Below are 25,171 nucleotides of genomic sequence, written 5' to 3' on the forward strand. Positions count from 1 at the left end.
GGGTCGGCCCACCTGATCCGCGGGCGTCGTCAATTGACGTCTCGAAAGCGGCCCCATTGTGATCGCGATCCGCTCCGGGCGGGAGGTGGCCCTCCAGCCGGTCGAATGCGCGTCCCACGAGAGGGCCGAAAGGAAGCGTTTACCGCGATCCGCCAGTCGGAGCAAATGACGTGACCGCGGGGCTCTCGTCAAAGGCCCGCTGCCTCCCCACATAGATCCCGATCTTTGGAGATGAGACGAATGCTTGCGCGCCTTGTTCTGGTTTTCAGCCTCCTTGCCACCGCCACGACCGGTGCTGCGGCCCAGGAGCCGGATGTGATTTTCAAGAAGTCGACCGTATGGCGGGCGCTGACCCCCAACGACAAGCTCGCGGTCTATGGCCTCGACGATCCGAAGATCGAGGGCATCGCCTGTCACTACACAACCCCGGAGCGGGGCGGCATTTCGGGAACGCTGGGCGTGGCCGAGGAGGTCTCGGACATCTCGCTCTCGTGCCGGCAGACGGGGCCGATCCGGTTCAAGGAGAAGTTTGAGCAGGGCGACGAGGTGTTCAGCGAGCGCCGGTCGCTGATCTTCAAGCGCATGCATATTGTGCGAGGCTGCGACGCCAAGCGTAACTCATTGGTCTACATGGTCTATTCGGACCGCCCCATCGAGGGCTCGCCGAAGAATTCCACATCCAGCGTCCCGATCATGCCGTGGGGGGGCGAGGCCCCGGCCAAGTGCGGCGAGTGGGTGACCGGGTAGGGGCCGACCGTTCAGTTGGCGCAGGTGATCGAGACGGGCGGAACCGTCTCGGTGACGGCGACCCGCTCCACCGTCCCGGTGATTTCATCAGGCGCAATCTGGCGGAAAGAGACCGCATGGGAATAGCCCTGCGTTTCGCACCAGGTGTCTGCGACGGCCTGCCCGCAGGTATGACCGGAGACCAGGCATTCGGCGACGCCATAGCCGTCGTGGGCCGGGACGAGGAAGGTCGCTTCCGTCGCGGAGGCTTGGGTGGTCTTGGGGATCAGCGTCAGGGACGCAGCCCCCACAACCACGGCAGTGCCCAACCCGAGCATGGCATATGCGCGGCGCATGAATGACCTCATCGTCTTGAAACTCGTCAGGGATTGTCGTCGGTGGGCGTGAATAAAGCTTAAACGTGGCAATGAATTCTCAGTTTCGCCCGAAGGGTAAAAAAACCTGCCCGACTCGGCGGAACTTGACGGCCCATGCCTTTAAAGGCATTGATCTCGAATGAAAACGGCAACGATCCTCATTTCCCGGATTATTTGCAGCTAGCGCACCCGCTGGCTGGAGCCGTCTCGTTCTCATTTCACAGATCGAAACCATCCTCCGGCCCTCGGCCCGAAAAGGTATGGATTCATGGCGGCCACGGTTCGGCTCCACAACACTCTGACGCGGTCAAAAGACGTGTTCGTTCCCATCGACGATGGCAATGTGCGCCTCTACGTGTGCGGCCCGACCGTGTACGATTTCGCCCATATCGGCAACGCGCGGCCGATCATCGTGTTCGATCTCCTGTTCCGGCTGTTGCGCGACCTCTATGGCCGCGATGCGGTCACGTATGTGCGCAACATCACGGATGTGGACGACAAGATTAACGCCCGCGCCGCCCGCGATTACCCGGAGCTGCCGCATAACGACGCCATTCGTCGCGTCACCCGCAAGACCGAGAAGCAGTTCCACGCCGATATCCGCGCCCTTGGCGTGCTGATGCCCGATGAGGTCAACGAGGCCGGCAAGCCGCCGCGCCTCATCGAGCCGCGCGCGACCGATCACATTGCCGAAATGCGCATGATCATTGAGCGCCTCATCGCCCGCGGCGCGGCCTATGTGGCCGAGGACCATGTCCTGTTCAGCGTGGCTGCCATGGCGGGTCTCCCGAACGTCCCGAAATACGGCGCGTTCTCGAAACGCTCGCTGGATGAGCTTCTGTCCGGCGCGCGGGTCGATGTGGCCCCCTACAAGCGCGACCCGATGGATTTCGTGCTCTGGAAGCCGTCCGGCCCGCAGGACCCCGCCTGGCCGTCGCCCGGCGGAATCGCGACAGACGGCCGGCCCGGCTGGCATATCGAGTGCTCGGCCATGGCCTGGAAGCACCTGGTCGACGCCTTCGAGACGCGGCTGTCCTGCGAGGATCCGGCTGCGCGCGAAATGTTCGACATCCATGGCGGGGGAATCGATCTGGTGTTTCCGCACCATGAGAACGAAATCGCCCAGACCTGCTGCGCGTTCGACACGCCGCGCATGGCCAATGTGTGGATGCATAACGGTTTCCTGCAGGTGGAAAGCGAGAAGATGTCGAAGTCGCTCGGCAACTTCTTCACCATCGCGGACCTGTTGCGCGACTGGCCGGGCGAAGCTTTGCGTTTCAACATGCTGCGCACCCATTACCGCCAGCCCATCGACTGGACGGTGCGGGGGCTGGAGGAGAGCGTGAAGACTCTCGATCGCTGGTACGGCCTGGCGGGGGAGGGCAAGGCCGTCGGCCTGTCGCAGCCCGTTCTTGAGGCTTTGGCCGACGATCTCAACACGCCCAAGATGCTGGCCGAGTTGCATGTGCTGGACGGGCAGGGGGCGTTTGAGGAATTGGGGGCCAATCTGCGGGCACTGGGATTTCTCAGTGACAGCCAGGAGGGCTGGAAACAGCGGCGTCAGCCGGCCATCGCGGTTGATGCAGCGCAGGTCGATGCGTTGATCGCCGCACGGGTCGCGGCGCGCGCTGAAAAGAACTGGGCTGAATCCGATCGCCTGCGCGACGAGATCGTGGCTCTGGGCGTGGTGCTGATGGACAGCAAGGACGGCACCACCACCTGGGAGGTGGCGCGATGACCGGTTCTTCTCGCAAGGATCTTGACTGATGGGACAGGCTCTTCCCAAACCCGGCCTGCGGCCGTTTCTCCCCGCCGATGTGCCCGTGCTGGCGAACATCGTCCGCGCGAGCATCGAGGAACTCACCGGCGAGGATTACAGCGAGGCCCAGCAGGACGCCTGGGCGTCCATGGCAGAGGCGGAATCCTTCGGCAAGCGGTTGGCGGAATCGCTGACGCTCGTTGCCACCATGGACGGCTCGCCGCTCGGCTTCATCACGCTCAAGGACAACGCCCTGATCGATCTGTTCTACGTGCATCCGGCCGTCGCCGGGCAGGGCGTCGGCACGATGCTGTTCGATGCGATCGTGACGCTTGCCACCGCGCGCTCCGCTACGCGGCTCACAGCCGAAGTCAGTGACAACGCCCAGCCATTTTTCCAGAAACGGGGCTTCCAGGCGCAGCGGCGGAACACGCTCACCATCGGCGACGAATGGCTTGCGAATACCACGATGGACAAAGTGCTGGCGGTTCCTGAGAGCGGAGCGATCGTGTCATGAACCGGGAACGCGTCTACCTGTACGACACGACCTTGCGCGACGGCGCGCAGACCACCGGCGTCGATTTCTCGTTCGACGACAAGCGCAGCATCGCGACCTTGCTCGATTCCGTCGGAGTGGATTACGTCGAGGGCGGCTATCCCGGCGCCAATCCCCTGGATACCCGGTTCTTTTCCGAAAAGCGCGTCTCGCATGCGCGGTTTGCCGCCTTCGGCATGACCAAGCGGGCCGGGCGCTCGGCCTCGAACGATCCGGGGCTTGCGGCCTTGCTCGACGCGAAGGCCGATGCGATCTGCTTCGTGGCGAAAGCGTCCGACTACCATGTCCGCGTGGCACTTGAGACGACCGCGGAGGAGAACCTCGCGGGCATTCGCGAAAGCATTGAGGCGGCACGCGAGAAGGGCCGCGAAGTGCTGCTTGATTGCGAGCATTTTTTTGATGGCTACAAGGCTGATCGCGATTACGCGCTGACCTGCGTGAAGACGGCCTACGAGGCCGGTGCTCGTTGGATCGTGTTGTGCGACACCAATGGCGGCACGATGCCCCACGAGGTGCTGACGATCGTGGCCGACGTGGCCGGCGTGGTGCCGGGCTCGAATCTCGGCATCCATGCCCATGACGATTGCGGCTGTGCGGTCGCCAATTCGCTGGCGGCGGTCGAATCCGGCGCGCGGCAGATCCAGGGCACGCTCAACGGATTGGGCGAGCGCTGCGGCAACGCCAATCTGGTCACGCTTATCGGCGCGCTGAAACTGAAGGATCAATATGCCGAACGCTTTGAGATCGGCGTTAGCGACGAGGCCCTGAGCCAGCTGACGCATCTGTCGCGGCAGGTCGACGAAATTCTCAATCGGCAGCCGAACCGGCACGCGCCGTTCGTCGGCGCCAGCGCCTTTGCGACGAAAGCCGGCATTCACGCCTCCGCCGTCCTGAAGGACCCGCACACCTACGAGCATGTGGAGCCCGAAACGGTGGGCAATGTGCGCCGCGTGCTGATCTCCGACCAGGGCGGGCAGTCCAATGTCCTGTCGGAGTTGAAGCGCCTCGGCTTCACGGTCGAAAAGGGCGATGTCCGCATCGCGAAGGTGCTCGAGGAGGTGAAGCGCAAGGAGTCCGAAGGCTTCGCGTTCGAGGGCGCCGACGCGTCCTTCTACGTGCTGGTCAAGCGGGTGCTCGGCGAAGTGCCGGCGTTCTTCCAGGTCGAGCGCTTTTCGGTCAATGTGGAGCGGCGCTACAATGCGGTGGGCGCGCTTGTCATGGCGTCCGAGGCCATCGTGAAGGTTCGGGTCGGCGACGAGGTCCTGATCTCAGCGGCCGAGGGCAACGGGCCGGTCAACGCCCTCGACGTTGCGCTTCGAAAGGACCTCGGCAAATACCAGGATCTGATCCAGGATCTCGAACTGACGGATTACAAGGTCAGGATCTATCAGGGCGGATCGGATGCGGTGACGCGGGTGCTGATAGAGTTCACGGACGGCAATGGCGACAGCTGGACGACCATCGGGGTCTCGCCCAACATCATCGACGCGTCATTTCAGGCGCTGACGGATTCCATCGTCTACAAGCTGCTGCGTTCCGGGGCCTCGCTCTAGGCCCGTCGGAACGCTCCCGGCGCAGCCTCTAGAACCGTTTCTCGATGTCGTCCTCGTTGGCCACCACGCCGGTGCGACGGGCGGAGGTCTCGAGCATCGGCAGCACGTCTTCGACGCGCTCGGCCACCAGGTAGTGGAGCTCGAGGCCGGGGCGAATGAAGCCCTGGTCGCGCATATGGGCGAACAGGGTCAAAAGGGGCTTCCAGAACCCGTTCGTGCTGAGCAGCAGGATGGGCTTGGTGTGCCGCCCCAGCTGCGCCCAGGTCATCTGCTCCACCAACTCTTCGAGGGTGCCAATTCCGCCCGGCATCGCCACGAAGGCGTCGGCTTTTTCGAACATCAGCCTTTTGCGCGTGTGCATATCCTGCACGATGATGGTTTCCTGGACGTCGTCGAGGAGCTTTTCGCGAGATTTGAGGAAATCCGGGATGATTCCGGTGACATGGCCGCCGTGGTCCAGCACAGCCTGCGCGACGGTGCCCATCAACCCCACATTGCCGCCGCCGTACACGAGACTGATGCCGCATTCGGCCATATCCCGGCCTAATGCGGCCGCATTCTCGGCGAAAACAGGATCATCCCCGAATCCCGATCCGCAATACACGCAAACGGATTTGATGACGGGCACGAAATCAGGGTTCGTGCGGAGTGATTCCCGCGTGGAGTCGTGGGGCATTATTATTATCCTTACGGCCGTAGCCTTTTGAAAGATAAACGGTTTAAATGCACGAAAGTGCCAGATTGAGAAAAGGCGACATGGCGAGCGAGAGACCAGTCGGGGGCAATGTTGTCATTATCGGTGCGGCTGCAATTGCCGTTGTGGTGGTTCTTCTCGGCGTCCTGAACTGGGATACCTTCCTGGGGCCGAAGACGTCAAATACTGCGCCTCCCGCCACCGTGCAACCGCCCCCTGCGACAGGCCCCGCCGCCGCTCTCGTCCCGGCCTCGCCACCGGCCCCCGGCATTCCGGCCAGGACCGCCGCTTCCACCCCCGCGCCCAACCCCGCCCCCGCTTCTGCCAAGGATCCGGCCCCCCCGGCGGTCGTCGCTGCGGCCCCGAAGGCGCCGGCTGACGCGGTCCCGCCCAGTTTCGATATCGTCCGGGTCGAGCCGAATGGCGAAAGCGTCATCGCCGGGCGGGCGACGCCGGGCGCGACCATCGAGTTGCTGCGCAACGATCAGGTGCATGCGCGCACGGTCGCGGACGGGTCCGGCCTGTTCGCCCTCACGCCGCCGCCGCTGCCCACCGGCTCCCACAAGGTCGTGCTGCAATCCATCGCACCCGACGGCAACCGTCAGCGCTCCAAGGAATCCGTGACCGTCGAGATCAACGGAACCACACGCCCGCTCGTGGCCCTGACTGCGCCCGACAAGCCAACTGTTCTGTTGTCCAATCCCGAGCCGATGCCGGCCAAGGCCGCCGAGGCGACGCCGGGCCAGAACGGGCCGCAGCAGCAGGCGAGCGCCAACGGCCCCGGCAATGGCAATTCTGCCGCGAGCCAGGGTGCGCGTGCGGACATCAAGATCATGAGCGTCGAATCGGAGGAGGGGAAACTTTACGTCTCCGGCGAGGCCGCTCCCGGCGCTACCGTGCGCCTCTACCTCAACGAGAGCTTCATCGCGCCCGGCGGGGCAGGCGGCGACGGCAGGCTCTCCTTCGCCATCGCCAGCGGCGTGAAGCCCGGCGAATACCGGGTCCGCCTCGACGACGTCGATCCTGTCTCGGGACAGGTCAAGTCCCGGGCCGAGGTCGGCTACAACGTTCCGGCCCTCGTAGCCCAGGCCTCGCCCGCCCCGGCTACGCCGGCGCCGGGCGCTTCCGAACCGGTCGCGCCTGGGGCCGCAGCCCGGGTCGCGGCCGCACCCGCCATCCCGCAGGATCTGCCGCCGAACACCGTCGTCATTCCCAATATCGACACGGCCATCGTATCGCGCGGCGACAGTCTCTGGCGCATCAGCCAGCGGATCTACGGACGCGGCTACCGCTATACGGTGATCTACGGCGCCAACCAGACCCAGATCCGCAATCCGAACCTGATCTATCCGGGACAGATTTTTGTCCTGCCCAGCGATCAGGTGCAGAACACCAACTGAGCGGACTGCAAATGCCGGGGTGAATTCCTCCGGACAATCGCCTATATGCACTCCGATACTTTGATCGGATTCTAAGCTGATGTCCCCGCCCAAGGCGGCGCCCGCGAACCCCGCGGACGCAAAACCCACACCCAGTCTCGTTGCGACGATCTCCAAATTGTGGCCCTATCTGTGGCCGCATGGACGTCCCGATCTTCAGAGGCGGGTGTTTCTGGCCTTTGGCCTGCTGCTGATCGCCAAGGGCGTCACCATGGTGACGCCGTTCGCCTTCAAGTGGACGACCGATGCCCTGGTGGCGGTAACGTCCGGCCTGCGCGCGGGCACGACGATTGAACAGGCGGTCACCAGCGGCTCGTGGATCTGGCAGGCGCCGATCCTGCTGACCGTGATCTATGGCATCAGCCGCATCATCATGGCGGTCCTCACGCAGGTGCGGGACGGGTTGTTTGCCAAGGTGGCGATGCATGCGGTGCGCAAGCTCGCGATGCAGACCTTCGAGCACATGCACCGGTTGTCCCTGCGCTTCCACCTCGAGCGAAAGACCGGCGGCCTCACGCGCGTGCTGGAACGGGGGCGCGAGGGCATCGAGGAATTGTCCCGGCTCGTCGTGCTGACCCTGCTTCCGACGATCGTCGAATTCTGCCTCGTCATGGGCATCCTGGCGTGGGAATTCGACTGGACCTACTCGGCCGTCGTCCTGGCGATGGTGATCGTCTACCTCGCCTATACCTATCAGGCGACGCGCTGGCGCATGTCGATCCGCCGGCGCATGAACGATTCGGACACGGATGCCAACACCAAGGCCGTGGACTCGCTGCTCAACTACGAGACCGTCAAGTATTTCGGCGCCGAGGCCCGCGAGGCCATGCGCTACGACAAGTCGATGGAGCGCTACGAAAAGGCCTCCACCGAAACCTATACGTCGCTGGCCGTCCTCAATGCCGGTCAGGCGATCATTTTTTCCATCGGCATGACCGTCGTGATGGTGCTGGCCGCCCGCGACATCATGGCCGGCCGGGTGTCGATCGGCAGCTTCGTGCTCGTCAACGCTATGCTGGTGCAGCTCTACATCCCGCTCAACCTGATGGGCATGCTCTACCGTGAGATCAAACAGGCTCTGATCGACATCGACGACATGTTCGAAATCCTCGAGCGCAATCCCGAGATCCAGGACAAGCCGAATGCCAAGCCGCTTCAGATCACGCAGGGCATCGTGCGGTTCGACGACGTGCATTTCTCCTACAACCCCGATCGCGAGATCCTCAAAGGCGTGAGTTTCGAAGTTCCGGCCGGTCATACGATCGCGATCGTGGGTCCCTCCGGGGCCGGCAAGTCGACGATCTCGCGCCTGCTGTTCCGGTTCTACGAGCCTTCGCGCGGGCGGATCCTCATCGACGGCCAGGACATCTCGCAGGTCCAGCAGGCCTCGCTCAGGCGGGCCATCGGCATGGTGCCGCAGGATACGGTGCTGTTCAACGACACGATTGGCTACAACGTCCAGTACGGCCGCTGGGATGCGGCGGCCGAAGAGGTGCGGGAAGCCTCGCGCCTTGCCCAGATCGACCGGGTCATCGCCTATCTGCCAGAGGGCTATGAGACGGCTGTCGGCGAACGTGGGCTCAAGCTGTCCGGCGGCGAGAAACAGCGCGTGGCGATTGCCCGCACCATCCTGAAGGGACCGCCAATCCTGGTGCTCGACGAGGCCACCTCCGCGCTTGATTCCTTCACCGAGAAGGAAATCCAGGATGCGCTCGATCGCGTCAGCGAAGGCCGGACGACCCTTGTGATCGCCCACCGGCTGTCCACGATTATCGGGGCAGATGAGATCATCGTGCTCGATCACGGCAAAATCTCGGAGCGCGGCACCCACACGAGCCTTCTGGCCGCAGGCGGCGTCTATGCCAGCATGTGGAACCGTCAGCGGGAGGCCGAGGAAGCGCGCCAAACACTGAAGCGCACGGAGGAGGAGGAACGCAGCCTCCTGGCCAATGCGGTGGCGAACTGACCGCCTCACGGGTTGACGGGAGCCTCAGCCCCTGCCATCCCCCAAGCGCAACAGAGGCTTAGCGACTTCATGAGCGACATTCTCGACTCGATCCGCAAGACCGTGGTTCCCATCCACAAGGAGGGCTACGTCTTCATCGTCATCGCGTTGGTGGCGACGATCCTCCTGGGCAGCCTGTGGTCGCCGCTCTTCTGGATCGGCGGAATCCTCACCGTCTGGGTGTGTTATTTCTTCCGCGATCCGCCACGCGTGACGCCGGTGCGGGACGGCCTCGTCGTGTCGCCGGCCGATGGCCGGGTAAGCCTGATCACCACGGCCATTCCGCCGGTCGAGCTCGATCTTCCGCCCGAACCGATGACGCGCATCTCCGTCTTCATGAACGTGTTCGATTGCCATGTGAACCGGTCGCCGGTCGCCGGCCGCATCACCCAGATCCTCTATACGCCCGGGCTGTTCCTCAATGCGGAGCTGGACAAGGCGAGCGACGACAACGAGCGCAACGCCCTCGTGATCGATACCGGCCGCGTCAAGATCGGCGTCGTGCAGATCGCAGGCCTCGTGGCCCGCCGCATCGTCTCCTTCGTCAAGACCGGCGATGCGCTGACGACCGGCGAGCGCTTCGGCCTGATCCGGTTCGGCTCCCGTCTCGACATCTATGTGCCGCTGTCCACCCAGGTGCTGGTGGGCCTCGGGCAGACGGCCATTGCGGGCGAAACCGTTCTGGCCGACCTCGATGCGAAGGCGCCCGGCCGCCAGTTCCGGGCGGGCTAGCGCGTTGGCCGCGTCGAGGCGTCCTTGCCGGTCGGACGGTCAACCTCTAGAATCCTGTCATGAGTGACCTTTTTCCTCCCTTCGCGCCCGATCCGGATGAGCCGCGCAAGCGGCTGTTCAAGCCCGTGCCGTTTCGGGTCATCGTCCCCAACATCATCACGCTGATTGCGCTCTGTCTGGGTCTGACCGCCATCCGGCTGGCTTTCGAGGGAAAGTTCGAGCCGGCTGTGATCGCGATCGTGGCGGCAGCGGTCCTCGACGGGGTGGACGGGCGGATCGCGCGCCTTTTGAAGGGCACATCGCGCTTTGGCGCCGAACTCGATTCGCTCGCCGACTTCGTCAATTTCGGTGTCACGCCGGCGTTGATTCTCTACAGCTTCATCCTCAATGAACTGAAGGCGCTGGGCTGGATCGCGGTTCTGGTGTTCGCCATCGCGATGGTTCTCCGGCTTGCCCGCTTCAACGTGATGCTGGACGATCCCAACCGGCCGGAATGGCAGAAGAACTTCTTCACCGGCATGCCGGCGCCAGCTGGCGCGGTCACGTCCCTGCTGCCGCTCTACCTGTCGTTCCTCGGCGTGCCCATGGAGGCCGCAGCAGCCCCCGTGGTGCTGGTCTACCTGCTGGGCCTTGCTTTCCTCATGGTCTCGACGATCCCGGTCTATTCCGGCAAGACTCTGGGCAAATCCGTGCCGCGCCATTGGGTTCTTCCAATCTTCGTCCTGTCGGTGGCGGGCTTCGGGCTCCTCGTCAGCTTCCCGTTCGAGGTGCTGACCGGGATCACGCTGATCTTCCTTGGCACCATACCCCTGGGTGTCATGAAATATCGCCGGCTCGAACGCGAGCATGCAGCGCGTCTGCCGGAGCCTGTCGTGCCGCCCCCCCATATGTAAGGGCCGTGACGCACGGCGCGGGACGCCGTATTGTCCCGTGAGACGATCAACACGACGAGATCTGGAGACTTTTAGTGGCGTCCTCTTCTGAGATGGCTTCGACGAGCTGGCGGCCGAAGCTCGTGCTGGCCTCGGCCTCGCCACGGCGCCTCGCCCTGCTGCAGCAGGGCGGCATCGAGCCTGATGCCCTGTTGCCGGCCGATGTGGACGAGACCCCGCACAGATCCGAGAATCCCCGCCAGCTCGCCAAGCGTCTGGCGCGGGAAAAGGCTGAGGTTGCCCGGAAGGCCGCGCGGCACGATCCCGATCTGCGCGAGGCCTTCATCCTGTCCGCCGACACGGTGGTGGTGGCCGGCGGGCGCATTCTGCCCAAGGCAGAGGTGGTGGATGAGGCAGCGGCCTGCCTGCGGCTTCTCTCCGGCCGGGCGCACCGGGTTTACACCGCCATCTGCCTCGTCACGCCCAAGGATGTCATCCGCGAGCGACTGGTGGAGACGCGGGTGCGATTCAAGCGCCTGTCGAAGGAAGAGTTCGAGCGCTATCTCGCTTCCGGCGAATGGCGCGGCAAGGCTGGCGGCTATGCCATCCAGGGGCTTGCCGGCACCTTTGTGATCAAGCTCGTCGGGTCCTATTCCAATGTCGTCGGCCTGCCGCTCTACGAGACTGTCGCCCTGCTCGACGGCGAGGGTTTCCCCGTGCGGTTCAGCTGGCTGAACGCCGCCTAGAGGATGCGCCTGCGCCCATGAAAACCCCCGCCAAGCCCGCCAACCAGAACGACCCGGTCATTCCGGCCGAAACCTGCCCGACCTGTGGCCAGGCGGCCACCATCGCGTACCGGCCCTTCTGTTCGAAGCGCTGCGCCGACGTCGATCTCAACCGCTGGCTCACCGGCCGCTACGCCATTCCGACCGTCGAGGGCGACGGCGAAAAAGCCGACGACGCGGCCGACGAATAGCCTTGAGCTTTTTCCACCATCAGCCCCCGAACAGCGCTGGACAGAAGCCCCGTCGCTGACTATACAACCGGCCTCCAACGCACACGGCTCACCGCCGTCCGTGTCCGCCCAGGTAGCTCAGTTGGTAGAGCATGCGACTGAAAATCGCAGTGTCACTGGTTCGATTCCAGTCCTGGGCACCACACCTTTTCCCAAAAAAGCGGCTGTCTTCGGCGACTTACCGATCCGGGTGAATCGCTTTCAACCCCGGCGACAGATGGGCCCGGTGGCCTTGGGCTGAGGGTGTGGGCGGCTTGCGGTTAAAAGTCGTAATGCCGCTCCGTCGCGCGGAACATGACGGCGCGAATGCCCTTGCCGCGCCTCGGCGACTTGACAGCGATTGCGGATAAATGGCGACATAGGTTGCGAGCTGGATCAGGGACAATGACGAAAAACGCTTCAAATGTCGTGGGATGGCTTGTCCTGATCAGCGGATTGGCGCTGTTCGCCTGGCTCCTCGCGCCGTATCTGGTGTAGCGGCGGAATGGGCCGCCCGCCATGGCGCGCCACAGCTCGAGATCATTGCCTGCGAGGGCGATGATCCGTCTGTTTGCCCGAGGCCGCCAAGGACGAGAGCGCAGGCAGGACCACGAACGCGCGGGTGCTGACCGGTTAGCATGACGTCGTTTACCCCTGTCCAGAGACCGCGCAAGTCCGTGGAGGATCGACTGACGTTGCCAGACATTTCGCTTGATCTTCGAGGATCGGGCCCGTATCCCGACCCACGCGGAGCGCGTTGAAGGCCCTTGTCGCAGCTGTGCTGCGTGGGCGCGTGTCTTGGCCAGACAGATCGCGGCATTCGCGTTGCCCAGGGAGAGTCGCATGACACGTCTGCTTCGTATTATGGCCGTCATCGGCGTCGGGCTCCTCGCCACGGCATGCGATAAATGCGGCAACTCCAACTTCAACACGCCGAAATTCTGCGGCGATACCCAGCCGCGCAATTAGTAGGCTTTCTCCAAGGCCTTCGCTTTCTCCAGGGCCCTCGCTTTTCCTGCAGGCGCTCTAGGTACTGGCAGGATCAATCCGTCCGGGCGGACCTGTTCAGGAGCCTATCGTTGCCAGTGCCGTTTCAAATCTCTGACGAGCCCTTTCGCGCCGTCGTTATCGGGGCGAGCGGCGGCATCGGCGCGGCGCTCGTGGAGCGCCTTCGCCACGACGGCGTTGCCGTCTCGGGTCTGTCTCGCTCGGCGTCGGGTGCGTCTCATCTCGATCTGGAGGATGAGGAAAGCATCGCGGCAGCGGCGGCAGGTTTCAAAGGCGGCGATCCGGTTCGCCTCGTCATTCTGGCGACCGGGATCCTCCATGACGGCGAGGACATGCCCGAAAAGGCGTACCGGCAGCTTGATCCGGACAGCCTTTCCAAATCATTCCGGATCAATGCGATCGGTCCGGCTCTGGTGGCCAAGCATTTCCTGCCGCTTCTTCCCAGGAAAGGGCGCGCCGTCCTTGCGGTTCTGTCTGCGCGGGTCGGCAGCATCGCCGACAACCGGCTGGGCGGATGGTACGGGTATCGGGCGTCCAAGGCCGCGCTCAACCAACTCGTGCGGACGGCCGCCATCGAGCTTGCGCGACAAAAGCCGGAGGCTCTCTGCGTCTCCCTTCATCCGGGCACCGTGGCGACCGCGCTGAGTGCGCCGTTTCGCAGCGGTGTGGCGCCGGAAAAGCTTTTTACAGCCGAAGAATCCGCCGATCACCTTCTCGCCGTCTTGAGCAATCTCCGTGCGGCCGATAGCGGCGGATTTTTCGCCTGGGACGGCACCCGCATCGCGTTCTGACAAAAAAAGGGAGCCGCCTGCACGGCCGCTCCCTTTCCGAGACTGCAGGCGGGCTTACAGGCCCTGCATCACCGGTTGCGTGGACGACATCAGCATCGGGTCCTGCATCTGGTTATTCAACACCACGACGGTCGTGCCGACGGGCACGCGGTTGAACAGGTCGATGATGTCCTGATTGAACATGCGAATGCAGCCGCTGGACACAGCCGTTCCGATGGATTGCGGCTCCGACGTTCCGTGGATGCGATAGAGCGTGTCGCGGCCGTCGGCATAGAGATAGAGCGCGCGCGGCCCGAGCGGGTTCTCAAGACCTGCGGGCATGCCGTCGGCCCACTTCTTGTTGCGGTCCGGCTCGCGACGGATCATGTCGGCGGTAGGCGTCCAGCGCGGCCACATGGCCTTGCGACCCACTGTGGCGCGGCCGCTCCAGGCAAGGCCTTCCTTGCCGACGCCGATCCCGTAGCGCATGGCGCGGCCATTTTCGCGCACCACGTAGAGGAACCGGTTGGTGGTGTCCACGACGAGCGTGCCAGGCTGCTCCCGGGTCGGGTAGGCAACCTCCTGCCTGAGGAATTGCGGATCGACCCCAACGAGATCCGTCGCCGGCAGGGAGAACTGCTCCTCGGGGCGCGGGCCGTACATGGCGGCAAACACGGGATCTGGCTGAAGGGCCCGACCTTCGGGCGGTGCCTGAGAGCTGGACACGCAGGCTGCCAGCATGATCGGCATCAGCGTAACGGCAACGCGAAAGAGGTGACGAAGGGACGCTCGGGAAGACCTGACGGCTGACATAGTGGGGAACTCGCGGTTTCTTTGTTTTGACGATCGGGCGGGGCATTCACTGGTAGACCGGAACCGGTTGATTGCCTCCGCATGGCCGGACGGTGTGGGCGAGGTGGCGGAAATGTGGCGCTCACTCCGTGTAGCGGCGAAGCCACAGTTTGTGGCGGCCATGTGGCAGTTCAAACCGCGAGGCCGGAACATTGTTCCGGCTGCTGCGCTCACGCTTTCGTGGGCGGGAATTAAGTCAAGGGATGAGTGGTTGAAGAGGCTGCGCGGCGGGGCAGCGGGGAGTCATCGGACCTGTTCGTGTCCGCTCTGAAAGGGAGGGGCGCACTCGTGCCCAAGCGCTGGACAGCCGAATAAAGGCCTACCGGGGACGCGACGACTTAAAGGGACGCGATCGTGAAGTTGGCGACTGTGAGGAGAACTGCCAGACCAAAGGCAAGGCCGACCCAGTCCAAGACCTTGGCCATCCGATCTTCACCGGGACGTCGTCTTACTGAAGTTTCCATTCGCAACTCGCCACCGTAGGTTTTCGTAACGCTGGAGGTTCTATACTTGTATAAAGTAAACTTGGCCTTAAGCCAATCATCAGTTGCGGTCGGCCAAATTTATATTTGAAGATGTATATTTTCCTTTAAGGAAGAGAATAATTGTCGTTGGTGTCATGCGGGTGCGGCGATGGGCCAAGTGGAACAAGCAAACGATCTGAGGAATTGACGGTGCAGGTTTGTTCGCGCCACCGCATTTGCTCTGGTGTGCGTGCTCACCGCCCCCCTATGATCGACGCTTCCGCCCTCTCGCCCGGCAGTCCCTCGTGAAACATACCGACAAGCAGGGCAGGGTCCTGCGGATCCTGACCTATAACGTACACCGCTGGCTTGGCACGGATCGCAAGATCGCTCCCGAACGCATTGGTGACGTCATCGCCGCCTGTGAACCGGATATCGTGGCCTTGCAGGAGGTGCGCGTCGGCAGGGTCGACAAAGGGAAGGTGGATCAGGCCGCCATGGTCGCCGACAGGCTCGGAATGGACCTTCATTTCCAGCCCACCATCCGCATCCTTGGCGAGCAATATGGCATCGCCATCATGAGTCGCCATCCGTCGCAGCTCGTGAAATCGGGACGTCTTCCGAGTCTGTCGCCGGGTCCCGCTTTCGAAAAGCGCAGTGCGCTGTGGGTTTCGGTCGATGTGGACGGACACGACGTTCACATCGTCAACGCCCACCTGTCCCTGCGCTCCCGTGAACGGCGCGCGCAGGCCGCGGCCCTTCTGGGCGGCGAGTGGATGGGTCATGCGGATTGCTCGGATCCGGCGATCCTGCTGGGCGATTTCAATGCACCGCCCTATTCGCGATCCTATCGGCTTTTTGCGGAACGCCTGCGCGATGCACAATTGTCCAATCCCACCGGCGAGCCGCAGCCCACGTTCCACACGAGAGCGCCAGTGCTCCGGCTTGATCACATGTTCGTGACGCCATCCGTTGACGTCATGACCGCGGCCCCGGTTCGCACACCGCTGTCCCGGATCGCCTCGGATCACTTTCCGCTGCTGGCAGAATTGCGCGTACCCAGTCGCGCGCGCGCCGTCGGGTCCGGCCACGCGCACGTGCCAGAAGCCGAATTGCTGTAGAGGGGCGATTTACGTCGCCGCGACGGCGCGGCCTCGCACGCGGCGAAACCCAGCCTGCAGGGCCATCTTGACCCGCGGCTCCAGAAACACCGCTACCACCCACGCCAGGACGAGCAGAGCCGCGATCGGCAGGACCGGATAGAGCAGGGGAGGCAGTGCCGGGACGACCCGTCCTAGCTTCACCATCCCGGCGATCATCAGGTTTTCGTGCAGGAGATAGAGCGGATAGCTGACGAAACCAAGAAACAACAGGGCGCGCTGGCTCAGGATCGTCTGCGCGGCGCGGCTGACGAGCGGGGCGGCAAAAAGCATCGTCACCAGAACGGCGGCGATCTTTGCCGACGGACCCGCCATGGCCGCCGCGGCGATCAAAGCGATGGCCATCCCGGTCCACAGCCAGAACGAACGCTTCTCCACCGTGTAAAGATAGAAGAGCGCGCCGGCCGCAAACCATCCGTAATATTCGGAACCGAGCAGCAGGAGCACTTTGCCGGCCGGTCCCACAAGGCCGAGTGCCGAAGGCATGAGGGTGCCGATGAACGCGAGCAGCAGCGTCAGGACAAACAGCCCGGCGATGGCCGCGATCGCAGCGCTGCGGCCGAGCGCGAAATAGAGCAGGCCGAACACCACGTAGAATTTCATCTCGACGTAGAGCGACCAGAACGCGCCCTCTAGCACACCCTGATGGCCGCCCAGAACCCGCTCCCAGATCATCGGCTCGACGAAGGACAGGCCGGGTAGGAGATCGCGCAGGACGGGCAGGCCGAGCGGCCGCTCGGGAAACAGGGGCGCGGTGATGAAGATGATCGCCGAGCAAATGAGCATGGCGGGGAAAAGGCGCATCCACCGTCGGGTGATGAAGATTCGAAACGACGCGCATTTTTCCAGGGTCATCAGGATGACGAACCCGGAGATGATGAAGAACAGATTGACCCCGATATAGCCGACGCGGAACAATGCCACGTCCTTGAAAGCATCTCCGAAAGGAACAAGCTCGGGCCAGCGTGCAAAGGCGTGGAACAGCAGCACCATCAGGATCGCCACGCCGCGCAGGCCGTCGAGATAGGATACGCGCCCGGCGGGGCTCTTGGACATGCTCACTCTTCCTTGCTCGGTGCTCCTTCGCGCACCGGTCGAGTAGGCCGCCAACTTCGCGGCGAAAGCAATTACCCCAAAGGGTAGAGGGGAGGCCCCCGAACCGAACCGTGGCGGTTGCCTGCGCCTGTGCGCTCAGCGACACTCGTCTCTTCGGACGGCCGGACTTGGCCGCCAGATCAGGGTTTCATGCGGTTCATTGCGGCCATTGCCGGCTTGGCTCTCCTCCTTGCGGCGTTTGTCTACGGCATCGGCGTCGGTCGCTACGGCTGGCCGCCCGCGGACGCCATCAGGCTCGTGCTCGCGAAGACGTCTGCTACCCCACGGGACCCGAGTGATCCCTACCGGCGCGCGCGCGCCGATCTCTTCGCGTCCCTGCCGGGCTGCGCCGACGGGGTCATGCTCGGCGATTCAATCACTGAGGCTGGGCCATGGCAGGAGTTGCTGCCCGATCGGAGGGTCCTCAACAGGGGGATCGGCTGGGACAATGCCACTGGCGTCCGACAGAGAGTGCCGGAGGTCATCAGCCGCAGGCCGGCTTGGGTGTCCGTGATGATCGGCATCAACGATCTCCAGCAGGGCCGTGCCCCCGAAGCCGTCGCGCAGGACATCGCGGCCATCGTCGAGGCTCTCCAGCAGGCGGGTGCGGCCGTCCTTCTCAACGCGGTGCTGTTGACCGACCGGCCGGCCCTGAACCGGCAGGTTGTCGATCTCAACGAGCGCCTCGCGGAGGTGGCCCGAAAAGGCGGACTGTCCCTGATCGACCTCAACCCGCTGCTTGCTCCCACGGGCGCGCTTGCTCAGGCCCACACCTATGACGGGCTGCACCTGACGGGCGCCGCCTACCACATCTGGCGGGACAGGCTCGCCGCGCGCGTTGACACCCTGCCGCGATCGTCCTGCTCGCGCTGACGATCCCACATGCAAATCCGCCATCGTTGCCGTGCAATTCCGCCGTTGTGCAATTCGCGTGGGCGAACTAGCGTCCCGCCATCGCTCACCCTTTTTCGGAGGATCACCCCATGAAACTCTTTCACTCCCCGGGGGCCTGTTCGCTTGCTCCTCATATCGTCGCGCGCGAGGCCGGGCTTTCCCTGACTTACGACAAGGTGGACCTGAAGTCCCACAAGACGCAGGGCGGTGCCGACTTCACGCAGATCAATCCCAAGGGCTACGTGCCGGTGCTCGAGCTCGACAACGGCGAGATTCTCACAGAGGTCTCGGCCATCATCCAGTACCTGGCCGACAAAGCTCCGGACAGCGGCCTCATGCCGGCCGTCGGCTCCCTCGAGCGATACCGGGTGCTGGAATGGATCGGCTTCGTCAGCACGGAAATTCACAAGGGCTTCAGTCCGCTCTTCAAGCCCGACACCCCAGAGGCCTACAAGACGATCGCAGTCAAGAACCTTAACCGCCGCTTCGGCCTCCTCGACAAGGCGCTGGCCGGCCACCACTATCTGACCGGCGATCGGTTCACCGTGGCCGACGCCTATCTGTTCACCGTCCTGCGGTGGACGGTGCCGATGCAGATCGACCTGTCCGATTACAAGAATATCGTTGCCTTCATGGCACGGGTCGCGGAGCGGCCGGGCGCGAATGCGGCCTTGCGCGAAGAGGGGCTACTGCCAGCCGCCTGATCGAAACCCTACGACCGAGGCTGGCAAGGGGGTGCGCCCCCTTGCCATGCCGTGCGCCGACCGCTAGGCAGCCTGAAACGCGGCGGCCCATGTCCATGCTCCCTGTCTCCGTCTTCATCATCGCCAGGAACGAGGCGGACCGCATCGGCGACACGATCCGGGCCGTGCGCCACCTCACCGATGATCTCGTGGTTGTCGATTCCGGGTCGACGGACGCGACGCGCGACATCGCGGCTTCCCTGGGCGCACGGGTCATCGAGAACGCCTGGCCGGGATATGGCCCGCAGAAGCGGTTCGCCGAGGAGCAATGCCGCCATGTGTGGCTGCTCAATCTGGATGCGGACGAAGTCGTGCCGGCGACCCTCGCGGCCGAAATCGAGTCCCTGTTCGGCAACGGGGAGCCCGGAGCCGATGCCTATCGTCTGCGCATCGCCGAGATTTTCCCGGGCGAGACGGCTCCGCACCGGTTCGCCTATGCGCTGTCCCCCGTTCGGCTGTACCGGCGGGATCGTGGCCGCTATTCGCCGTCCCCTGTCCATGACCGGGTCGACCTTCAGCCTGACGCAAAGGTGATGCGTCTCGAGGGCACGGTCCACCACCGCTCCGTGCGCTCTCTCGGTGACCAGCTCGACAAGCTCAATCGCTACTCCGACCAGCAGGCCGCCGATCTGGCTGCGAGGCGTGTCGAAATTCCGACCTGGCGCGTCTTCTTCGAGTTGCCGGCGGCTTTCCTGAAGGCCTATTTCGGCCGCCGCCACGTGCTGCGCGGCACCTATGGGTTCCTGACGGCCATGAACTACGCGATTTCGCGCCATCTTCGCCTCGCCAAGCATTTCGAGCGGCGGTTTCTCGAGAAGCGTGCGGACAGCCCGAAATCCTGACAAGCGCCTTCAGAGCGCCGCGGTCACCCGAATCTCGAGGGCATAGGCCGGATGGGCGAGCTTCGATTCCACGCAGACCCGCGCCGGCGCTGATCCGGGCTCGGCCCAGGCGTCCCACACCAGGTTGACGGCGTCGTAATCGCCCATATCGGCAAGCCATAACGTGGCGTGCAGAAGACGCGTCCGATCGCTGCCGATCTCAGCCAGCGACTCGTCGATCTGGGCGAGGATATCGGCCGTCTGGCGCGCCACGGACTCGCCCGCACTGTTCTCGGGCACGTAACCGGAAAAATAGGCCGTCTCATCGAGAATGACGATGTCGCTGTAGCGGGTTGCGACGCCCACGCGCTTGATCTGTCCCATCCGGCCCTCCTGCCTTGCCCTCACCGTGGCCGCATAGCACGACACCCGCGCAGGCTCTACTCGCCGGCGGGGCGATGGGGGCCAGAAACCCTGGTTCATCGGTGCCCGGAACGATCAGCATTCCGTTGCACAAGCTTATGGCGGACCGCAAAGCCGCAATCGCGAGGCGAGCAGGCGAGGTTTCGCAACGGTTGGATGGAGACTGCGCGATCCCGCCCGCCGCGCAGGAGGCCGATCCTCGGTCCCGGTGGCTCATCGTCTATTCACAGTCAAAAGAAGAGACCCGACCTGCGCTGCCAACGCCATACGGCGGACTAAGTATCTCATCAGAATGATTGATTGCCGTAAATTCTCCCCGCGAGGCCGCAGAAAAACAGGTCCCGTTCCCTCACTTTCGCGCTTGACGACACCCCCCTGTTCGCGTCTATTGCGCCTCCTGTGCGAAGCGAGATTTTCCGACGGTATTCTTGTTTTTGCGCCCGGAGACGTGGCCGAGCGGCTGAAGGCACTCGTTTGCTAAATGAGCATACCCCAAAAAGGTATCGAGGGTTCGAATCCCTCCGTCTCCGCCAAAAAAATCAATAAAATCATCAACTTAGCTAACACTTGAGGTTAAAGTGTAAATCGAACTGAGATCGCTCCACTTCAAATCAGGCTGAGAGATCGAGCGAACCCGTAAGCTGCGCACATAGCGCCTGCGCACGCACACCACGCGCCGTACGCATTGACCCTGCCGATTCTCTGAAGCTCGCCGATGAAGGTGTCCAGATTATTCGGAACCGTTATCAGCGAAGCCCACAACCAGAACGCTCCGGCGCCGAACGAAGTGATGACGCCGAGAGCACTTACCGTCACATCAAGCTTTGTCATGTAGGTTATTATCAGATCCGCACGCCTGTGCCAGCAATGTTCGCAGCCGGACTATTTCTGTGACCGCATCTCTGGCGAGGCTATGAACGCGCACTTGTTTCCGCCTCGGGGCTAGTCGAACAAGCGTGGGCGCAAATGGGGGCCGGCTCACACGGCTTTGCCGCTTCAAAGGCGACAAGGGAGCATACCGCTCAGGCGAAGTGGCATTGTTCAGTCTGCAGCACACGAAGCGGCTGATGATCTCTGAGATGCTGGACAGGTATGGCGGGGTCACCACCGCCAGTCGTTTGGCGATGTCAGTGGATCAGCGCCGCAGGCGACCGGCCAATCAAGGATATAACGCGGTCGCATGCTTCGGCGTCCGGGACCGCGTCCCGGGCGATCAATTGGCCGGCGAGTACCAGATCGGCGACGTGTACGCGCGTTCCTGGATCGAGGTTGGCACTTCGGGAGCAAGCTTCACCCCGTAGTACTTGGCGTCATACGCCGTCCAGCGAGGCGTGGGAATTTCCAAGACACGTCCATAGTAGAATGCCCGTTGTCCGGGATCGAAATCCGGGTCCTTCCACACGGCAATCAACTCCGGCGATCCGATCGTATTGGTCCAGTTCGCGTTGGCCACATCGACCGAATTTCCAACAGGCGGCAGCTTTCCGTCTGCGCCGGGCTTGCGTTCGCCGGACCAAGCGACATCGTAGACCTTCTCCTGCATGTCGCCCTTGGCATCGACCCATCCCTTGACGATCTGATAGCGGTCGAGATTGGCGCCGATCGGGTCTTTCAGCGCCGCGATGAGGAAGGTTGGCACCTTGCCGGCGGGAGCGGCGCCGAGGTCGCCGCCCATGGGCACCCCTTTCGTGTAACCGGACACCGCGGGGCTGCGGGTCACGGCATCCGCTTCGTCGAAATCAAAGCCGCCGAAGAAGCGCACGAGCATGCGCGAGCCAGTCGTGGCATAGGTCTCGCGGCGCTCCATCGCGTCAAAGAGAGCCTCGCGCGTATTCTCCGCAGCCCAAACCGCGGCGTAGCCCGACGCCGACGTTTCCCACTCGTATATCGTGCCCTTTTCCCCCTTGACGAAGACGCGGCTGCTCCGCTCGGCGCTCGGCTCCATGGCGGAGGTCTTGCCGAAGTAATTGTCTTCCTCGACAGCAGCGAGACCCGTATGGGAATCGGTCGAGCCGATCATGCCAAATTTATAGGGGTTGACGCCGACTTCTCCTTCCAGCTTCAGACCGAGTTTGAGGGCATTGCGCGCGTATTCGTATTGCAACATGTCCGGCGTCTTAGATTCGCTGAGATCGAGATTGCCTTTGTCCCACCGTTCGAAATTGGCGAACTCGTCATTGGGAGATAGATAAGGATGGGTCTCGCCATCCCCCTTGATCTGAGTTGCCTCATACAGGCGCTCCCACTTGATGCGGGCTTCGGCATATTCGCGATCGATCCGCTTGCCCGTCCCGGGTTCCACGATCGGAAACATGCGCCCATTCGAGAGATTGCCGTTATGCGCAATCGCGAGCACCCGCCCGCCGGTCTTGTCCTCGTAGCCCGCCATCCATTTCCAAAGGTCGCGCGGGTTGTCGCTGCCGAAGGGAGGCAGAACCGTGTAGGGCAGAACGCGGCTCGCCTTGTCGCCGTTGTCCCGGAAAACCACATTGCGGTGGAGGTTGTTGCCGCCCGTATTCGACGTCCACTCATAACCAATAAAGGCCGTAAAGCGGCCGGGATCGTTCGCCTGCTCCGCCGCCTTGATGGTTTCCTGCCAGGCCGAGCGATAGGCGTTGCTGTCCGGGCCATAGACGAGCGGCTTCGGCAGTTTGCCCTGGGAAAAGGCGACGATGATTTCAACCGCCGCATCTGCCCCTTTCCCCCCGACGATCATGTCGTGCCATCGCCTTCCGGTCGGATCGGCCATGAGGTTGGGTTTGCCAGCCAGCAAATCCGGGAAGAACCCCATGTTGTCGGAGTGATCAGCCACCACGAGGAAGTCGAGAGGCCGGGAGAGTTTTGCTGGCTGTCCCGACGAGGCGGTGACCTGTTCTCCCTTGGCGAGGCGGTAGGCATCGGAAGGCCCGAGCCGCGCGCCGAACGCGCCTGCATCGAAGGAGAACGACGTGTGAAGGTGGGTGTCACCAAAAAGCGGCCGGGTGGGAAAGTTGCGACCCGCATAGGGAGAGTAGGCTCGCATCGTCCTAAAGAGCTTCTCGGCGGCGGCCCGGTCCAGAGTTCCGACATCGCTGGCTGCGGTGTCCTGCGCAATGGCGGGAAGGTTGAGGGCGAGGCTGGCGATGGCGGCCAGCAGCAAACTGTCGATGAGTGATCGTTGCATCTCATTCCCCTTCGATTGCTAGAATGTGGAAACCCGCTGGATCATCCAGAACATCGCCAAACTGCCGATGGCATAGGGCGGCGCCAACGCTGCCCAGCGCGGCAGGGGCAGTCGGAGACGTCGAAGAAGCGTCCACGAGGCCAGTACTGCTGCGACGAACAGCAGTTGGCCTGCCTCGACGCCGAGATTGAAGAACAAAAGCGCCAGCGGGATGTGCCCTTCAGGAATCCCGATTTCGCTCAACGCGCCCGCGAAGCCAAAGCCGTGCAGAAGCCCGAATGCAAACGCCACGACCCAAGGAAAGCGAGCGGCAATGCCGATGTGGCCCTGTCGTGCACGGATGATCTCCAGCGCGACAAACGCAATCGACAGGGCGATCATCGCCTCCACGGGTCGTGGCGGAACATGAACCACGCCCAAGACAGCCGCCGCCAGCGTGATGCTGTGTGCGGCGGTGAAGGCCGTGATCGCCATCACAAGCCGCCGCGTGCTGGAGGAAAGCAGAATGAGGCCGAGCACGAACACCAGATGGTCGTATCCCAGAAGGATATGTTCGATCCCAAGCCACAGGTAGGTCGCGGCAACGCCGGAGCTGCTCTGCTCGGCCGGAATCGTGGCCCGCGGCACGGCGGGTGTCAGGCGCTGAACGAAGGATCGTCCATCGGCGAACGCGACGCGGAGAAGCGCGTCCGAAACGGTATTTTGCAGCCCGACGATGTTCACATCCTCGCCGCCAAGCCCGTTCTGAGCATGCACCCGCCAAGTCTGAACCATGGCGCCGTCCGTCGTGCGAGAAAGGACCGGCGTTTCGGCTTTGACCTGGTCGGAGAATTCGACGCTCAGTGCCAGTCGCCGATCACCGATCATCGGGGTCTTGAAGAGCACGTCGAAAGAGCCGGCAGCCTTCTCGGTTATCTCAAGATAGGCCGGCCTGACTTCGTGCGCCAAAGCTGCCGACGTCGCCAATGCAATGACGCCACCGACGAAAGCCGTGAGCGTCAAAACACGCACCGCAAGTCGCCAGAGCGGCCCGGCGACCTTCATCGTATCGCCTGTCTTTTCGGTTCCTGCTCAAGAAGCGGCTTTGCGTCCGGGTCGACAACCACGCCATACTTGTTCCGCAGGTTCGCGAGGAACGCCTCGTTCGTCTCGTTGGCTTTCCATCTGCGCCAGTCGTCCATGACCGTCTTGCGGACATCCTCGAACCGATGCGGCTCGCCTTGCTCCCTCCGGAGCACCAGCACAAGATGTGCGCCGTAGCCCGATTTGACAGGGCCACTCCATGAACCCGGCTTCAGCGCGAACACCGTCCGCGCAAAGTCGGGGCCGAACAGGCTTGAAACCGTCTGAAGGTCAACTCCGGCGTATTCATCCTCAAGCGGCAGCGGGTCGCCTTCGGGAGGCCTCGCGTCCCCGTTCGCCGCAATGAGCGACAGCGCTGCGCCAGCCTCCGCAGACGGGTTCGGGCGCTGGCCGGGGCTAAAGAAAATGTGCCTGAACGACACCTGTGCTTCCGTCCTGTGGTGCTCTGCACGGGTGGCGAAGAAACGCCGAAGTTCATCCTCACTGGGATCCGCAATGCTGGTGGTGTCCTCGATGAGGAAGGTGAGCTTCTGCGCCAGCCGGCGTCGCACGATCGTGTCGTTCTGGTCGAGGCCAAGCGCCCGGGCTTCGCGGGCAAGCAGTTCTTCGTTGACGAGCGTTGCCATGAGATCGGTCAACTCACTGCTCGTGGGCTCCCGACGCCACTGACTTGCAAAGGTCTCCCGCAGCCAACGCACCTCTCCCGGACCAATTCTGACAGACGCCTCGGGCATCGCGTTCTGGCTGCCGCGCGACCACCATTCTTGGACGCCGAACAGGAGGGCGCCCGCAATCACGAAATGAAAAAGCGGCTCGCGGATCAGTTTCACGGCAGGCCTCTGCCGTCATGGGCGACGGCACAGCTAATCTGCCTGCCGATCGCTTCACTGGCAAGAAGGTCGCCGACGAAATCGCCGCAGAACTTTCGCCGGGCTTACGCCGGCCAGCAGGAGACGCGGCGAGCAGAGCGCCCAACCGAGGCGCAAGC

General features: G+C 63.3%; 24 protein-coding genes and 2 tRNA genes. 18 read left to right on the plus strand and 8 right to left on the minus strand.

Translation table 11 applies throughout. From position 1 onward, the window contains the following. Positions 1–240: 240 nt before the first annotated feature. Positions 241–747: a CreA family protein gene (locus J4G32_RS08195; protein ID WP_210485704.1), complete on the plus strand. Its 507-nt coding sequence runs from the start codon at positions 241–243 to the stop codon at positions 745–747. Between the two features lie 11 nt (positions 748–758). On the opposite strand, the gene J4G32_RS08200 is transcribed toward J4G32_RS08195, so the two are convergent. Then, the gene (locus J4G32_RS08200) at positions 759–1,082 is read right to left on the minus strand and encodes a hypothetical protein (RefSeq protein WP_210485705.1); all 324 of its coding nucleotides are present in this window, start codon (positions 1,080–1,082) and stop codon (positions 759–761) included. 289 nt (positions 1,083–1,371) lie between these two features. Here J4G32_RS08200 and cysS point away from each other — a divergent pair, with 289 nt between their 5' ends. From cysS to cimA, 3 genes are read left to right on the plus strand one after another with little or no spacing between them, the layout of a single operon-like run. Then, entirely contained in the window at positions 1,372–2,841 is a 1,470-nt protein-coding gene (gene cysS, locus J4G32_RS08205) for a cysteine--tRNA ligase (RefSeq protein WP_210485706.1), read from the plus strand. Between the two features lie 28 nt (positions 2,842–2,869). Further along, on the plus strand, positions 2,870–3,379 hold the full coding sequence (locus J4G32_RS08210; RefSeq protein ID WP_210485707.1) for a GNAT family N-acetyltransferase: 510 nt from the start codon (positions 2,870–2,872) through the stop codon (positions 3,377–3,379). After that, positions 3,376–4,971 carry a citramalate synthase gene (gene cimA, locus J4G32_RS08215; protein WP_210485708.1) on the plus strand — a complete coding sequence of 532 codons (1,596 nt, stop codon included), beginning with the start codon at positions 3,376–3,378 and terminating at the stop codon, positions 4,969–4,971. The genes J4G32_RS08210 and cimA overlap by 4 nt, the downstream gene beginning before the upstream one ends. 28 nt (positions 4,972–4,999) lie before the next feature. Here the strand turns inward: cimA and J4G32_RS08220 are convergent, their stop codons facing one another. Next, a complete protein-coding gene (locus J4G32_RS08220; protein WP_210485709.1) occupies positions 5,000–5,647 on the minus strand; it encodes an LOG family protein in 648 nt (215 codons plus the stop codon). An 80-nt stretch (positions 5,648–5,727) separates the two neighbouring features. Between J4G32_RS08220 and J4G32_RS08225 the strand changes: the two genes are divergently transcribed. From J4G32_RS08225 to J4G32_RS08260, 9 genes are all read left to right on the plus strand, one after another. Further along, a complete protein-coding gene (locus J4G32_RS08225) occupies positions 5,728–7,065 on the plus strand; it encodes a LysM peptidoglycan-binding domain-containing protein (protein ID WP_210485710.1) in 1,338 nt (445 codons plus the stop codon). A gap of 79 nt (positions 7,066–7,144) precedes the next feature. Beyond that, entirely contained in the window at positions 7,145–9,070 is a 1,926-nt protein-coding gene (locus J4G32_RS08230) for an ABCB family ABC transporter ATP-binding protein/permease (protein ID WP_210485711.1), read from the plus strand. 69 nt (positions 9,071–9,139) lie between these two features. After that, positions 9,140–9,841 carry a phosphatidylserine decarboxylase gene (locus tag J4G32_RS08235; protein WP_210485712.1) on the plus strand — a complete coding sequence of 234 codons (702 nt, stop codon included), beginning with the start codon at positions 9,140–9,142 and terminating at the stop codon, positions 9,839–9,841. Between the two features lie 59 nt (positions 9,842–9,900). Then, positions 9,901–10,734 carry a CDP-diacylglycerol--serine O-phosphatidyltransferase gene (gene pssA / locus J4G32_RS08240; RefSeq protein WP_210485713.1) on the plus strand — a complete coding sequence of 278 codons (834 nt, stop codon included), beginning with the start codon at positions 9,901–9,903 and terminating at the stop codon, positions 10,732–10,734. A 92-nt stretch (positions 10,735–10,826) separates the two neighbouring features. Beyond that, complete coding sequence (locus tag J4G32_RS08245) at positions 10,827–11,459, plus strand: Maf-like protein (protein WP_210491030.1); 633 nt, start codon at positions 10,827–10,829, stop codon at positions 11,457–11,459. 17 nt (positions 11,460–11,476) lie between these two features. Next, positions 11,477–11,689, plus strand: coding sequence for a DNA gyrase inhibitor YacG (gene yacG, locus J4G32_RS08250; RefSeq protein WP_210485714.1), 213 nt, complete (start codon positions 11,477–11,479; stop codon positions 11,687–11,689). A 106-nt stretch (positions 11,690–11,795) separates the two neighbouring features. Further along, a tRNA-Phe gene (locus J4G32_RS08255) sits at positions 11,796–11,871 on the plus strand. A gap of 679 nt (positions 11,872–12,550) precedes the next feature. Then, entirely contained in the window at positions 12,551–12,676 is a 126-nt protein-coding gene (locus J4G32_RS21945; RefSeq protein ID WP_281413538.1) for a hypothetical protein, read from the plus strand. A gap of 116 nt (positions 12,677–12,792) precedes the next feature. Continuing rightward, positions 12,793–13,506: an SDR family NAD(P)-dependent oxidoreductase gene (locus J4G32_RS08260; protein WP_343232614.1), complete on the plus strand. Its 714-nt coding sequence runs from the start codon at positions 12,793–12,795 to the stop codon at positions 13,504–13,506. Between the two features lie 54 nt (positions 13,507–13,560). Here the strand turns inward: J4G32_RS08260 and J4G32_RS08265 are convergent, their stop codons facing one another. Continuing rightward, entirely contained in the window at positions 13,561–14,235 is a 675-nt protein-coding gene (locus J4G32_RS08265; RefSeq protein WP_246504970.1) for a L,D-transpeptidase, read from the minus strand. Between the two features lie 871 nt (positions 14,236–15,106). On the opposite strand from J4G32_RS08265, the gene J4G32_RS08270 reads away from it, so the two are divergent. Next, the gene (locus J4G32_RS08270) at positions 15,107–15,922 is read left to right on the plus strand and encodes an endonuclease/exonuclease/phosphatase family protein (RefSeq protein ID WP_210485717.1); all 816 of its coding nucleotides are present in this window, start codon (positions 15,107–15,109) and stop codon (positions 15,920–15,922) included. Positions 15,923–15,931: 9 nt separating this feature from the next. On the opposite strand, the gene J4G32_RS08275 is transcribed toward J4G32_RS08270, so the two are convergent. Then, positions 15,932–17,017 (minus strand): acyltransferase family protein, encoded by a 1,086-nt coding sequence (locus J4G32_RS08275; RefSeq protein ID WP_210485718.1) that lies wholly within the window; start codon positions 17,015–17,017, stop codon positions 15,932–15,934. A gap of 189 nt (positions 17,018–17,206) precedes the next feature. On the opposite strand from J4G32_RS08275, the gene J4G32_RS08280 reads away from it, so the two are divergent. The 3 genes from J4G32_RS08280 (at position 17,207) to J4G32_RS08290 (ending at position 19,535) form a co-directional block, all read left to right on the plus strand. Further along, positions 17,207–17,929, plus strand: coding sequence for a GDSL-type esterase/lipase family protein (locus J4G32_RS08280; protein ID WP_210485719.1), 723 nt, complete (start codon positions 17,207–17,209; stop codon positions 17,927–17,929). A gap of 110 nt (positions 17,930–18,039) precedes the next feature. Beyond that, positions 18,040–18,654, plus strand: a complete 615-nt coding sequence (gene gstA, locus J4G32_RS08285) for a glutathione transferase GstA (protein ID WP_210485720.1) — start codon at positions 18,040–18,042, stop codon at positions 18,652–18,654. Positions 18,655–18,743: 89 nt separating this feature from the next. Next, positions 18,744–19,535, plus strand: a complete 792-nt coding sequence (locus tag J4G32_RS08290) for a glycosyltransferase family 2 protein (RefSeq protein WP_210485721.1) — start codon at positions 18,744–18,746, stop codon at positions 19,533–19,535. Between the two features lie 9 nt (positions 19,536–19,544). Here the strand turns inward: J4G32_RS08290 and J4G32_RS08295 are convergent, their stop codons facing one another. After that, positions 19,545–19,898, minus strand: a complete 354-nt coding sequence (locus tag J4G32_RS08295; protein WP_210485722.1) for a RidA family protein — start codon at positions 19,896–19,898, stop codon at positions 19,545–19,547. Positions 19,899–20,379: 481 nt separating this feature from the next. Here J4G32_RS08295 and J4G32_RS08300 point away from each other — a divergent pair. Next, positions 20,380–20,470: transfer RNA gene (locus tag J4G32_RS08300), tRNA-Ser, on the plus strand. 680 nt (positions 20,471–21,150) lie between these two features. Here the strand turns inward: J4G32_RS08300 and J4G32_RS08305 are convergent. The 3 genes from J4G32_RS08305 to J4G32_RS08315 are packed head-to-tail and all read right to left on the minus strand — an operon-like array spanning position 21,151 to position 25,013. Further along, complete coding sequence (locus J4G32_RS08305; protein WP_210485723.1) at positions 21,151–23,100, minus strand: DUF3604 domain-containing protein; 1,950 nt, start codon at positions 23,098–23,100, stop codon at positions 21,151–21,153. 18 nt (positions 23,101–23,118) lie between these two features. Then, positions 23,119–24,144, minus strand: coding sequence for a HupE/UreJ family protein (locus tag J4G32_RS08310; protein ID WP_210485724.1), 1,026 nt, complete (start codon positions 24,142–24,144; stop codon positions 23,119–23,121). Next, positions 24,141–25,013 (minus strand): peptidyl-prolyl cis-trans isomerase, encoded by an 873-nt coding sequence (locus J4G32_RS08315; protein WP_210485725.1) that lies wholly within the window; start codon positions 25,011–25,013, stop codon positions 24,141–24,143. Before J4G32_RS08315 ends, J4G32_RS08310 begins: the two co-directional genes overlap by 4 nt. Between the last annotated feature and the right edge of the window lie 158 nt (positions 25,014–25,171).

Origin of the sequence: Microvirga antarctica, from assembly GCF_017921815.1 — a bacterium.
Lineage (GTDB): Bacteria > Pseudomonadota > Alphaproteobacteria > Rhizobiales > Beijerinckiaceae > Microvirga > Microvirga antarctica.

Excerpts from the sequence above, each read along its gene's own strand:
- J4G32_RS08290 (WP_210485721.1), top strand. The coding sequence starts at position 18,744 with ATGTCCATGCTCCCTGTCTCCGTCTTCATCATCGCCAGGAACGAGGCG.
- J4G32_RS08275 (WP_210485718.1), bottom strand. The coding sequence starts at position 17,017 with ATGTCCAAGAGCCCCGCCGGGCGCGTATCCTATCTCGACGGCCTGCGC.
- pssA (WP_210485713.1), top strand. The coding sequence starts at position 9,901 with ATGAGTGACCTTTTTCCTCCCTTCGCGCCCGATCCGGATGAGCCGCGC.
- gstA (WP_210485720.1), top strand. The coding sequence starts at position 18,040 with ATGAAACTCTTTCACTCCCCGGGGGCCTGTTCGCTTGCTCCTCATATC.
- J4G32_RS08310 (WP_210485724.1), bottom strand. The coding sequence starts at position 24,144 with ATGAAGGTCGCCGGGCCGCTCTGGCGACTTGCGGTGCGTGTTTTGACG.
- J4G32_RS08200 (WP_210485705.1), bottom strand. The coding sequence starts at position 1,082 with ATGCGCCGCGCATATGCCATGCTCGGGTTGGGCACTGCCGTGGTTGTG.
- cimA (WP_210485708.1), top strand. The coding sequence starts at position 3,376 with ATGAACCGGGAACGCGTCTACCTGTACGACACGACCTTGCGCGACGGC.
- J4G32_RS08220 (WP_210485709.1), bottom strand. The coding sequence starts at position 5,647 with ATGCCCCACGACTCCACGCGGGAATCACTCCGCACGAACCCTGATTTC.
- J4G32_RS08245 (WP_210491030.1), top strand. The coding sequence starts at position 10,827 with ATGGCTTCGACGAGCTGGCGGCCGAAGCTCGTGCTGGCCTCGGCCTCG.
- J4G32_RS08305 (WP_210485723.1), bottom strand. The coding sequence starts at position 23,100 with ATGCAACGATCACTCATCGACAGTTTGCTGCTGGCCGCCATCGCCAGC.
- J4G32_RS08265 (WP_246504970.1), bottom strand. The coding sequence starts at position 14,235 with ATGCCGATCATGCTGGCAGCCTGCGTGTCCAGCTCTCAGGCACCGCCC.
- J4G32_RS21945 (WP_281413538.1), top strand. The coding sequence starts at position 12,551 with ATGACACGTCTGCTTCGTATTATGGCCGTCATCGGCGTCGGGCTCCTC.
- yacG (WP_210485714.1), top strand. The coding sequence starts at position 11,477 with ATGAAAACCCCCGCCAAGCCCGCCAACCAGAACGACCCGGTCATTCCG.
- J4G32_RS08235 (WP_210485712.1), top strand. The coding sequence starts at position 9,140 with ATGAGCGACATTCTCGACTCGATCCGCAAGACCGTGGTTCCCATCCAC.
- J4G32_RS08295 (WP_210485722.1), bottom strand. The coding sequence starts at position 19,898 with ATGGGACAGATCAAGCGCGTGGGCGTCGCAACCCGCTACAGCGACATC.
- J4G32_RS08210 (WP_210485707.1), top strand. The coding sequence starts at position 2,870 with ATGGGACAGGCTCTTCCCAAACCCGGCCTGCGGCCGTTTCTCCCCGCC.
- J4G32_RS08195 (WP_210485704.1), top strand. The coding sequence starts at position 241 with ATGCTTGCGCGCCTTGTTCTGGTTTTCAGCCTCCTTGCCACCGCCACG.
- J4G32_RS08225 (WP_210485710.1), top strand. The coding sequence starts at position 5,728 with ATGGCGAGCGAGAGACCAGTCGGGGGCAATGTTGTCATTATCGGTGCG.
- J4G32_RS08280 (WP_210485719.1), top strand. The coding sequence starts at position 17,207 with ATGCGGTTCATTGCGGCCATTGCCGGCTTGGCTCTCCTCCTTGCGGCG.
- J4G32_RS08230 (WP_210485711.1), top strand. The coding sequence starts at position 7,145 with ATGTCCCCGCCCAAGGCGGCGCCCGCGAACCCCGCGGACGCAAAACCC.
- cysS (WP_210485706.1), top strand. The coding sequence starts at position 1,372 with ATGGCGGCCACGGTTCGGCTCCACAACACTCTGACGCGGTCAAAAGAC.